This window comes from Streptomyces sp. NPDC050164, assembly GCF_044459945.1.
Lineage (GTDB): Bacteria > Actinomycetota > Actinomycetes > Streptomycetales > Streptomycetaceae > Streptomyces > Streptomyces coeruleorubidus_A.
Map to the genome: position 1 here is coordinate 1 of NZ_JBITJK010000078.1, position 10,630 is coordinate 10,630.

A 10,630-nucleotide genomic window follows, 5' to 3' on the forward strand; every position below is an offset into this window, starting at 1 on the left:
AGACTTCCTGCACACCTACAACCACCACCGCTGCCACACCGCACTCGAAGGTCAACCACCCATCACCCGCGTGAACAACCCTGCGGGTCAATACAGCTAGCGCCCGGGCTGTGATCGCGTACTCGTCTTCGGCGTTTTCCAGCAGCCGCCGCTCGTCGCTCGGCCGTCGGCCGCGCAGCATGTTCGTCACGAGCGTGGATCCGATGGTCAGCGGCAGCATGGCGGTGCGCACGACGCTGCGCGAGATGAACCGCGCGATATCGACGCTGCCCCCGACAAGCCCGCCGCGGGGCCGCAGCTCGCGCACGTGGTGCTCGATGCGCTGAAGGCTGTCCTGGACGTCGTCCACCTGGCGCTCGAGCATCTGCCGGTAGGGGCCGGGCGGCGTGACCGTGGCATCAGCCCGCAATCGGTCGACGACCGCCTCATGTGCCTCGCGGGCATCCTCCAATGCCGGTACGAGCGCGTCAGTCATCACTGTCATGGGGGTGCTCCTGGGGGTCAGGCGGCCGGTCCGGCCCGCCGCGCATCTGGAAACGGCTGTCCGTCACCATTCCCGCGGCCGGGCAACCGGGGACCATCCTGTGGGACCCCGAGCAAGATTGCGCGGAGGCTGGGCCCGTTCGCGTCCGTACCTCTATGACCGGCTGGGACGCCCCCCGGACGCCTGTTGCCCTGTTGGGCCCAAGGCAACGGGCGGGGAAGAGAAGGTGTTGCCCCTTTTCGAAGCAGCCTTGACCTCGCACGCGGACCGGGGTGGGTGCGGCGCCGGTGTGTGTGAACGGTCACGATATTCCCCAGGGAGAAGTTCACGAGCTTCCCCATGGGGATCCCGGACGTGGCTCCGTCGGCACCAGGTCCCTACCGGAGCGGAGCGGCCCGCACACTCGGCAAGCCTCTGCCGGGTTCAGGGATTCACGGATGGGAGAGCCGCGCCAAGTCGAATGCCTCCGGTCGCCGGCGCACACCCCCTGCAGGCGGGCCCCGCGGCGCGGCGGCGAGCGTGACGCCGGACGCTGCTGGTAGAGACCTGCGTGGCGGCGCTCAGGAACCCGTCGCCCTTTCTCTCCTAGGAGGCACGGCATGCCACAAGTACGCGCCGACAGCGTGAATCTCTACTACGAGGTCGTAGGTGAAGGCGAGCCGCTCGTACTCGTCCATGGTTCGTGGAGCGACCACAAGAGCTGGCAGCCCGCGATCGGGGCCGACCTTCGCGCGTCATTCACCGTGGTCTCGTACGACCGCCGCGGCCATGGCCAGAGCGAAAGGGTGCCAGGCCAGGGCACTCGGAGGCAGGACGAGGACGACCTCGCGGCGCTGATCGAAGGGCTCGGCCACGCCCCCGCGCACGTCGCCGGCAATTCCTTCGGCGCGTCGATCGTCCTCGGCCTGGCCGCACGCCGGCCTGAGTTGTTCCGCAGCCTCACGGTCCACGAGCCCCCGCTGGTGGGCGTTGTGGCCAACGACCCGGAGTCCATGGCACAGATGCAGCCGACGATGGCCTCCTCCGATACCGTGATGGACCACCTCCGCAAGGCGGAGAACGAGCAGGGCGCACGCCTGTTCGTGGAGGAGGTAGCCCTGGGCCCCGGAATGTGGGACCAGCTGCCTGCGCCCCTGCGCGAGACGTTCGTGACCAACGCCCAGACATGGTTGGACGAACAGAGCGACCCGTCCTGGGCCGTACTGGATCTCGACGGGCTCTCCGCCTGCACCATGCCGGTACTGCTGAGCCGCGGCAGCGCAAGTCCCACCTGGTTCTCGATGGTCTTGGAACGGCTGGCCGCGGCCCTGCCGCAAGCACAGCGCCAGACCTTCGAGGGTGCGGGTCACATCCCGCACGTCACTCACCCACAGGAGTACACGACCGTCCTCACCGGGTTCATCCGGGCAACAGGAGCCGACGAACCCGTGCCCGGCCAGTGATCCACCGCGCGCGCTGCAGAGGGGCTCGAGGGAGCAAAAGGCGAGCCGCCAACAGCGTCTCCATCTGGGGAATTACTTGACGCTGAAGCCGTCGATCACGGGGAATTACTTGAACGTCGACAGTGTGTGGGCAGCGTGTGGGCTGAACGGGTAATGACGGCGGTTGTGCTGTGTCGAAATACCCTCATCACGCGTTGTTCCGGGCGTGAATCCTCGCGTTGACGATGCTGTGCCCTATGCGGCACCGCTCGGACTTACTGGCTCCCGGCCCGAGCCGGATGACCGGGGCGTCGGCGTCAGGCATGACGGCGGGTGGAGCCGGGCCGTAATGGTCATCTACTCAGCGGTGCTTGTTGTGGCTGCTGTGGTGCTTGCCGTTGCGGACCGGCTCGCTTGAGAGATTCAGAGATGCCTGGTCAGGACAGGCCGGAGGGCCTTCGGACAGCCGGGTATGAGGCGGGTGTGTGCCTGCGTGACCAGCTGGCCGAGGTGATCGCTTCCCTTCGCCTGCAGACAGCGGTGATGCTGTCGCTGGCCCCCGGCCGTGTGAGTGGAGCCGGTGCCGCCGGGCCGGAGGGCGAGTCATCACCTGGCTCGCAGCCTGACGGATGAGATGACGCCTTGGCGCACACCGGTGCGAGCGGGGCTGCGGCGTGATCGGCAGGCGGGTCAGACTCGCCCGGGAAGGCCCGCCAGGTCGTGTGGCGCCCCTTCCCCTGGGGTCGCGTCCCTGCAGTCCTGAGAGGCTCCCCGGGCCCGCGCGCCACACACCGCCCTGCGGCCCCGGGTCCTATCGAGTCATGACATTCCCGCGGGGGCGTGGTCACCGGCCGGTACAACCGCACCAGGGGTGCGGGCCGAGCTGCGGCACGCCGGGGAGGCCGGCTGCGGACCGCCGACACGCTGCACGACGTGTCAGCAGTCCAACGGGGCAAAGCCCGGGCAACGTCACGGCCGCGTCAACATTCCACCCCGCAGGGCATCGGCGCTCCGGGAGGCCGGCCACCGCGGCCGGCAGCCGGGGTGCCCCGCCACGCCACGCCACGGCCTCCAGATGCGGCAGATGCCGACGGCTGCCACCGTATGGGTGAAGGGGCTGGTCCGCCCGAGCTACACCGGAAGGAAGCCAGCCATGATCACGGCGCACCCTTCGCTCCTGCGGGAGCTGGTCGAACGAAGCGAAAGACTCAGGCGCCGCCTGGCCGCCGACAACAGCACCGAGACCGCCCGCCAGCTTGAGGACGCCACCTACACACTGTGTGTGATCACCGGCACCCGCCAGCTGGACACGGCACTGTTTGTCGCCCGTCGACAACTGGCCGAGGCCATGAGACGAGAGCAGCCCCTCCGCCACTGACATACCGCACTGGCTGCGCCCCGAAAATGCGCGGCACGGTCCGGACAGCGGCACCACAATCCCGTGGCAGGCGCCTCAGCCCGCCCCGTCAGTCGGCCTGTCGACCGGTTGCCGCGCGGGCCGCGCGGAGCAGGGCCGCGCCGGCCAGGAAAACGGCCAGCGCTGTGGTCGGCAGTCCGAGCGGGCCGTGGTCGGCCGGACCGGCGAGGGCCACACCGAGCAGACCGAGCACGCAGGCGGCGTAGCCGACGGTAGTCGCGGTGGCCCGCAGCCGGGGTCGGCCGAACGCTCTCGGCGTCCACCTACTGCAGGAGGTCTCGGCACCGCGCCGTAGACGGCGCCTCTCGACCCGGCCGAAGACCGCCACCAACACGCCGAGCACGGTGAAAAGCACGACCAGCCACGGCAGCTTCCACAGCAGCCACGCTCCTGTGTTCCCCGGGGGTTGGGGCAGTGGGAACAGACCCCAGGCGTACACGGCCACGGCGACGAGCACGAAGGCGCTCATGTGCCACAGCAGCACGGTCAGGATTACCGAGTTCACGGCGATCACGGCCATCCACGGCCCGAGCCGTTGCAGCCACCGCCGCGCCGCGTCGCGCAGCAGCAGCACCAGCCCGAGCTGAGCCGTGGCCAACGCGAGCAGCGCGAGTGTTGGCGGCGAGAGGTTACGGAACGACGTGCCGGGAACGTCGACCATGCTGACCGGGTACGGGCCGGCCGCCGTGAGCAGCACCGCCACCGCGGCACCGCCCACCAGCAACGGCACGGCCACCTTGGGCCGGACCCGTAGCGTCCCGTCCTGCCAGGCGAAGCCGATCTGGTGCACCGCCAGCCAGGCGAACAGGTAGTTGCCCAACTGCAGCGTCGACGCGTCGAACGCCAGCCGTGCCACGTCCCCCGCGGCGAGCAGCCCCACCAGGACCAGCGGCACGACCAGGCCCGCCCGCCGGTGCAGGCGGTGCATCAACGGCGTCAGGAAGACCACCACGAGGTAGACGAGCAGGAACCACAGCGGGATCGAGGCCAGCCACACCGCCCGGCCCACCTGAGCCGGATCGGCACCCGCCAGCCGGGCCATCAGTGCGGCGGCGGCGAGCGTCACCAGCAGCACGGTCGTCGGCCGTACCAGCCGGGTGCTGCGGTCGAGCAGCCAGTCCCCGAGGTCGCCGCCCCCGCGAGTGTGCGAGGTCAGCGAGGCGGCGTTGGCGAACCCACCCACCATGAAGAACACCGGCATCACCTGGAGCAGCCAGGTGATCGGGCGGCCCCAGGGCAGCACTTCCAGGGCGCTGAAGCCGTCCAGGCCGCGTGCCCCGCCGGTGACTACGATGACCATCCAGTGGCCGGGCACCACGATGAGGATGGCGAGCGCCCGCAGCAGGTCGACATAGCGTTCACGCCGTGCCGGTGTGCGTTCCGCGAGCTCCCGCAGGCCGGGCATGGGGCCATCCTACGAACGGAGCCCGGCGAAGATCGGCAACCACGCACCAGTCGGCCCGTCCCCCGCGCCCCGGAAAAACGGACCGCCGTCGGCGGAGCCAACCGCTCTCCGGTGCTGGCAGCTCATGTCGATCATCACCGGGAAGCCGGCACCGCCGCCCCTGGCCCCCAGCTTCGACTGGTTCACCCAGGCACTGCGATAGGCCACCATCGAGTAAGAAGGCGGGATGGGCGGCGCGGACGCAGCCGGGGATCGGGGCGCGCTCGCTTTCCACCAGCGTGACGACCAGCCCTTCCCTGCAGCCCCAACCGCGGGCCAGCTGTCGGCGCCGTGGCCGAGCAGAACGCCGGAGCGCGATGACCTCGTCGTTGTCCGGTGACGGTGCGGCCGATCGCGTCGGGGTGCACGGAGTAGTCGTTGGTTTCGACGCGGACGTAGTGGTCGCGGCCGATCCGGGTCTGCATCCGCCACCAGGCGGGCGGGTCGACGGGCAGCAGGGTGAGCATCCCGGCCCGGTCGGCCTCCCACCGCTCGGTGGGGCGGGTCTGCAGGGTGCGGTGGACGCGCCGGTTGGCGACCGTCAGCCAGGTGGTCAGCTGGGTGTTGAAATCGCCGGGGCCGCTGAACGTGCGGCCGGGCAGGAAACTCGTCTCCAGGTAGCCATTGGCCCTCTCGACCAGCCCTTTCGCTTCTGGATCACGCGGACGGCAGAGGTGGATCTTCGTGGCGAGCAGGCCCGCGAACGCTGCGAACTCTGCCGTCAGCCTGCCGCGGCCGACCCCGGCCTCGTTGTCCCAGACGAGCGTCTTGGGCACCGCACTCCAGGCGGACAGCAGCCGCCAGTGACCGTCGATCAGGTCGCCGTTCGTCCGGGAGGGCAGTATCCGTGCCGCCGTCCTTCACGACCGCACATGCGGATCAGCCCCGCCCGGTGATGCTTGCCGGGCGGGGCTGACTGCTGCGTACGCATCGGGCGCCTGGATGAGGGAGTGGGGGAGGGTCAGCCGCAGTCGTTGCGGTTGATTTTCAGGGAGCGGGTCTGGTCGTTGAGGTTGTAGCCGCGCAGGTCGTGGATAAAGCCGCCACTGCGGGTGACGCACACGTGCCGGCCGCTGTGGTTGCGCTTCTCATACACGCGGGCGGTGCGGTCGGAGTTGTTGCGGATGGAGCTGCCGCGGTCACGGATCGCGGAGGGCAGGTCCTTCACGCTGCCGTCCACGGCACGCGTCACCCAGGGCTGGCCGCCGAAGTTGATCTCTGGGTAGATGCACACGTAGCCGGAGGGGCAGTCGATTGCTGCCTTCACCGCGCTGGGGGTGCTGGAGGCGGAGGCGGGAACGGCCATCGGGGCGAGGGCCAGTGCGGCGATCGCCGCGGTACGCATCAGGTTTTTGATCACGTACTACAGGTAGCGCCCGCTGGGGCCGGAACGGCATGGTGCGCCGAGGGTTCACTCCACCGGGGGACAGCTGCTGGCGGCGGCCCTGACCGCGGGGGTTCCCGCGCCTTTAGGTGCGGGCCCCCAGCCGGCCGGGGTCAGGGGACGGGGTTGACGGTGACCTCCGTGCCGGGGCACTCGGCGGCGCCGAGGGTCATGGTGTTCTGCTCGGCCGGGTCCACGGTCAGGCTCCATTGGAGTTTCACGGCGGTCCAGTTGGCCAGGTAGTGGCAGCGTTCGGCGGGGTTGTCGGGCACGAGCCAGGTGGTGGGGTCCTGGTCGGCTTTCTGCCGGTTGGAGCGGGCGCTGATGGCCTCGAGGTGGCGTGCGTCGTCGGTGTAGTTGGCGTAGGTGACGCGGCGCTGCCGGGTCCAGGCGGAGGCTCCGGAGTCCCATGCTTGAGGATCGTGCCCGAGGACGTGTGCTGAACGCAGACGCAGGCGAGGGGGTGCGGAGCGCGGGCCCAGGTCGGCCGGTTACAGCACTGCGCGTCTCCGGCCGAATCACGCCCTGAACTGGTCGGGGACCAGGTAAACGGCCGGATGTGCCGGAGCCCCGGCGGAGAAAGGGAACCTTCCGCCGGGGCCTGGGTGGGCGGGTGCCCAAGGTCAGTCTTCGTCGTCCTCGTCGTCGGCGATGCGCGGCAGGACGTTGGTGTCCATGCCGTACTCGCTGAAGAGGTCGACGAGAGCTCTGGTCATGGCGTCCAGGCCGCCTTCACGAACGATCACGAGGTCGGGGATCTGGAGGTACAGGCCGTCGGCGCACTCGCCGGTGGTGGACCAGCGGTCCATCACCTCGGCGATCTTCCGAGGAGTCATGAAGCTCGCGGTCCACCCCTTGCCGTCACGGGCGCGGATGATCGCGTCGACATCCTCGACGGTCTCGGCGTCGTCATCCAGGCCGAGTATGTACGTGACGGAGAAGTCGGCTGTCTCCACGGTCACCAGTGGCTCATGAGCCATAAGTCTTCAGCAACTCCTTGATGACGTTCGGCTCGTTGTCCTTGTCCGACTTCCCGACAATCTCGAATCTTCCATCGACCTCGCGGAAGAAGAGCCGTGCGCCCTTTGGTCCTCGAAGGTACCGGATGCCGTGTGACAGCGCTTTGGAGCCCTTGCCCGGTTGGTCGTTGCCGTCCATGAGCTTGTTGATGAGCTGGTTCATCTCGCGCTGTACGTCCTCGTTCTTCGTGGATTTCTCGGCGAGCTTGGCGAGTCTGCTGTTCTTGCCGAGCGCCGAGGTCACGCAGATCTTCGGCTTCCCGGCGGAGGCGGCAGCGAGGGCCTTGCCAGCCGGCGCGGCTGCGAGTGCCTCGGTCTTCGCGGAAGCACCGTGGAACGCGGCCCGCTGGGTGGCTGCGCCTTCAGCGATCGGGACGAGGCATGCTTCGGCGCTGTGGCCTTTCTTGACCCGGTCCAGGACCGTACGGAGCCGGTCCAGGGTGTCCTTGGCTTTGTCCAGGCCCTCCCAGAAGGAGTGGATGCCGTTGCTGACCCGGTAGATCGCCTTGGCGACTGCCGGAATCTTGGTGACGGCCGCGCCGACGAGGATGACGTTGGCCAGCGTCCACGGGCAGCTCTCGACGTCGCGCTTGGTGAAGCACTTCTTGGCGTCGTTGTAGCCCAGCTCGTCGAGGAGGATCTGGCCGCCGTTGGCGATCACCCAGTCGATGACGTCCATGGCCAGGAGCCGCTTGGCCTCACGGAAGTCGTCCACGCAGGTCTGGCCGCACTGAGCGAGCAGCAGGGCTTCGTCGTCCTTGCTGAGGTCCGCCCCGGTGTCGGGCTTGGGGGCGTCCAAGGCGGCCTTGCGCTCCTCCTCCAGCCTCTTGCGGAACTCCTCCTCGGCCCGGTCGGCCGCCTCGTCGGCCGCCTTCGCGTCCTCGTTGGCGTTGGCCGCGGACCGCTCGGCGGCGACGGCGTCCTTCTCGGCCTCGGTGGCCGCCGTGTCCGCGCCGCCGGCGTCGCGGGTGGCGGCGTCGTCGTCTTGCCGACGCCCGCCTCACCACCGATGAGCAACAGTTCGTAAGCGGTCACGGCTCGTCAGCCTGGCAGAGTCTGGACTGTCACGTCGACCGGAAATACCCAGGGCCAGAATTCGGGCTTCGTTGAGAGGCGGCGGGAAAATGACCGGCGCGGGGCTGGTCACGCGTGCTCTCGTAAGGGGAACGAGACGTTCTCGAACGGGGGGCAGTTGCCGGACCACGGATGTGTCTTCTGCGCGATCGTGCGAGGCCAGGCAGAGGCCAGCATCGTCTTCGAGGACGAATGGGTCCTCGCGTTCATGGACCTCCAACCCGTGACCCCGGGGCACCTGCTCGTCATCCCGAAGGCACATGCCGAGGGGCTGGAAGATTTGCGGGAGGACATCGGCGTGCAGGTCTGGACGGTGGCGCACCGGCTCGGACGCGCGCTGCGGCGGTCCGGCCTGCGGGGGTCAATCTCTTCCTGGCCGATGGCGAGGCTGCCTTCCAGGAGGTCTTTCACGTCCACCTGCATGTCTTCCCCCGCTTCCAAGGGGATCCGTTCCGCATCGAGGCGGGTGCGCGAACGTCATTTGCTGGACGAGACGGCAGCGGCGGTCCGCAGCGGAATCACCGTCCTGGAGGCGGCGAGTGGAGTCGGGTGTGGACGATCACGTAATTCCCCGGGGCTGAGTTCACGTAATTCCTCAGCCCCGGAGGGACTGGCGAGTCAGCAGCCGCGCAGTTCCTTTCAGTCGACGCTCGCACCTGCAGGCCGCGCATCACCATCCTCGGCAAGCCGGGCACTGATAGCGTCTTCGAGTTCCGCCATGGTGCGGTGGAAGGCTTCCTCGAGATTCACGTCGTAGTGATGCGCGAGGATCAACACCGACCACAGGCAGTCGGCGAGCTCATGCTCCAGCGCGGCCCGACCGCCTGGGGCCTCTCGCGCACCTTCCTCGGCCATGATGAGCTTGGCCAGATCCCCAACGTCTCCCACGAAGCCGAGCATGTACTCGTCTCGCGTCCAGACCCGGCCGCGCTCACGGCGGTTCAGCTCGTCATAGAGGTCATGGATCCTCATCGCCCGTTTCTTCAGCTCGCCAAGGCTCACGGAGCTGTCCCTTCCCGGTTCAACGCATGAAGATGATCGAAAACTGACCCTCTCGCTGGGCCCCCTTGATCGTCAACGGGAACAAACAGTGAAACCCAGGCCTCCGCTGCTACTTGACCGCAAGGTCGGTTGGCTTGCTCGTCGGGTTCTTGGGCTGCTTGTTCGGGCGGTGGCTGGGGCCGTTCATGATGACCTGGTGACTGGTGTTGATCAGCCGGTCCAGGAGCGCCCAGCCTCGGCCTCAGCATGGACGCCGCCGCCTACTACGGCCGGCGGCGCGACGGCGAAAAGCCCGGACAGTCCGGGGCCCTCATCGTCGTCCAAGCCGAGGACAGCTCCGCCGACGCCTACGAACTGCTCACCACCCAGATCGACGACCTGCGCGGCGACCTCCAAGTCGACATCGACTACCTCGGCATCGTCGTCAACCTCTACGACTCCCGCCGCGGATACATCGCAACCTCCTCCCTCCAGGGATGGGTCGACATAAAGGATCCAAGGGTGGTGGGACTCATCGGAGACCTCAAGGAACAGAAGGAAGCAGTCCGCGTGAAGAAACCCCTGCTGTCCTACGCGCCCAAGTCACAGCAGGCCGTCGGCATGCGCGCCCTGGCAAGGGAGGTCTCGTGAGCAAGGCCGACCAACTGGGCTCCGGCCGGTTCGGCGGGGGAGTGCGCACGGTCAGCGCACGCCGCCAGGCCGTCGCTGCCGCCACCGGCGTCCCCACTGAGGGCATCGCCCCGCCTGCAGAACTCCCCGTCCATCGGATCAGCCTCAACCCGGACAACCCCCGGTCTGACCTCGGTGACCTCACCGACCTCGCGGGCAGTCTGAAGACCCACGGCCAGAAGCAGGCCATCACGGAACGCGAAGCCGACCTTGAGCCGGACACCACCCACGTCGTTGTCGACGGCAGCAGCCGCCTCGCCGCTGCCCGCGAGGCCGGCCTCGACACGCTCAAGGTCATGGTCAGCGACGACCAGGGGTCCACCCCCGAAGAGCTCCTCGAATCCGCCCTCGTCGCCAACATCCACCGCCAAGACCTCGAGGAACTCGACGAAGCCCGAGCTCTGCAGCGTCTACTGGAAATTCACGGCAGCCAGCGAGCCCTCGCCAAACGCCTCCACCGCTCCCAGGGCTGGATCTCCCAGCGTCTCGCTCTGCTCAACCTGAGTCCTGAACTCCAGGCCCGCATCGGTGAGGAACCCATCGATCTGCTGCGCGCCGTCGGCAACAAGCCCGTTGAACAGCAGGAAACCGCCCTGGAAGAACTCAAGGCGGAGCGCGCGGCTAAGGGCTGTCCCGTAACTGCTGGTCACGGATGAGATGATCTTGCTGTGTCTGGTGTGATCACGGCGTCGGAGCCCTCCTGGATAGCCCCGTTC

At 68.3% G+C, this 10,630-nt stretch carries 10 protein-coding genes and 4 pseudogenes; 7 read left to right on the forward strand and 7 right to left on the reverse strand.

Going from position 1 to position 10,630, the window contains the following annotated elements:
• The 4 genes and pseudogenes from ACIBNA_RS44580 to ACIBNA_RS44595 form a co-directional block, all read left to right on the forward strand.
• Positions 1–100 (forward strand): annotated as a pseudogene (locus tag ACIBNA_RS44580) (IS481 family transposase); the annotation flags it as partial.
• A 10-nt stretch (positions 101–110) separates the two neighbouring features.
• Positions 111–326, forward strand: a complete 216-nt coding sequence (locus tag ACIBNA_RS44585) for a hypothetical protein (RefSeq protein ID WP_399171168.1) — start codon at positions 111–113, stop codon at positions 324–326.
• Between the two features lie 757 nt (positions 327–1,083).
• Complete coding sequence (locus ACIBNA_RS44590; RefSeq protein ID WP_399171170.1) at positions 1,084–1,926, forward strand: alpha/beta fold hydrolase; 843 nt, start codon at positions 1,084–1,086, stop codon at positions 1,924–1,926.
• 1,132 nt (positions 1,927–3,058) lie between these two features.
• A complete protein-coding gene (locus ACIBNA_RS44595) occupies positions 3,059–3,283 on the forward strand; it encodes a DUF5133 domain-containing protein (protein ID WP_399171171.1) in 225 nt (74 codons plus the stop codon).
• A gap of 88 nt (positions 3,284–3,371) precedes the next feature.
• On the opposite strand, the gene ACIBNA_RS44600 is transcribed toward ACIBNA_RS44595, so the two are convergent.
• The 6 genes from ACIBNA_RS44600 to ACIBNA_RS44625 form a co-directional block, all read right to left on the reverse strand.
• Positions 3,372–4,727 carry an acyltransferase gene (locus ACIBNA_RS44600; protein WP_399171173.1) on the reverse strand — a complete coding sequence of 452 codons (1,356 nt, stop codon included), beginning with the start codon at positions 4,725–4,727 and terminating at the stop codon, positions 3,372–3,374.
• A gap of 182 nt (positions 4,728–4,909) precedes the next feature.
• On the reverse strand, positions 4,910–5,542 hold the full coding sequence (locus ACIBNA_RS44605; RefSeq protein WP_399171175.1) for a Mu transposase domain-containing protein: 633 nt from the start codon (positions 5,540–5,542) through the stop codon (positions 4,910–4,912).
• A gap of 185 nt (positions 5,543–5,727) precedes the next feature.
• Positions 5,728–6,111, reverse strand: a complete 384-nt coding sequence (locus ACIBNA_RS44610; protein ID WP_399171177.1) for a peptidase inhibitor family I36 protein — start codon at positions 6,109–6,111, stop codon at positions 5,728–5,730.
• 152 nt (positions 6,112–6,263) lie between these two features.
• The gene (locus tag ACIBNA_RS44615) at positions 6,264–6,422 is read right to left on the reverse strand and encodes a hypothetical protein (RefSeq protein ID WP_399171179.1); all 159 of its coding nucleotides are present in this window, start codon (positions 6,420–6,422) and stop codon (positions 6,264–6,266) included.
• A 351-nt stretch (positions 6,423–6,773) separates the two neighbouring features.
• Entirely contained in the window at positions 6,774–7,130 is a 357-nt protein-coding gene (locus ACIBNA_RS44620) for a hypothetical protein (RefSeq protein ID WP_399171180.1), read from the reverse strand.
• Entirely contained in the window at positions 7,120–7,968 is an 849-nt protein-coding gene (locus ACIBNA_RS44625) for a hypothetical protein (protein WP_399171181.1), read from the reverse strand. The genes ACIBNA_RS44620 and ACIBNA_RS44625 overlap by 11 nt, the downstream gene beginning before the upstream one ends.
• A gap of 393 nt (positions 7,969–8,361) precedes the next feature.
• Here ACIBNA_RS44625 and ACIBNA_RS44630 point away from each other — a divergent pair.
• Positions 8,362–8,810, forward strand: a pseudogene (locus tag ACIBNA_RS44630) (HIT family protein).
• A gap of 72 nt (positions 8,811–8,882) precedes the next feature.
• Here ACIBNA_RS44630 and ACIBNA_RS44635 read toward each other — a convergent pair.
• Positions 8,883–9,245: a MazG nucleotide pyrophosphohydrolase domain-containing protein gene (locus ACIBNA_RS44635; protein ID WP_399171183.1), complete on the reverse strand. Its 363-nt coding sequence runs from the start codon at positions 9,243–9,245 to the stop codon at positions 8,883–8,885.
• Between the two features lie 228 nt (positions 9,246–9,473).
• On the opposite strand from ACIBNA_RS44635, the pseudogene ACIBNA_RS44640 reads away from it, so the two are divergent.
• Together ACIBNA_RS44640 and ACIBNA_RS44645 are read left to right on the forward strand one after the other, a co-directional pair.
• Positions 9,474–9,875, forward strand: a pseudogene (locus tag ACIBNA_RS44640) (ParA family protein); the annotation flags it as partial.
• Positions 9,872–10,540, forward strand: a pseudogene (locus tag ACIBNA_RS44645) (ParB/RepB/Spo0J family partition protein); the annotation flags it as partial. The pseudogenes ACIBNA_RS44640 and ACIBNA_RS44645, both read left to right, overlap by 4 nt.
• Between the last annotated feature and the right edge of the window lie 90 nt (positions 10,541–10,630).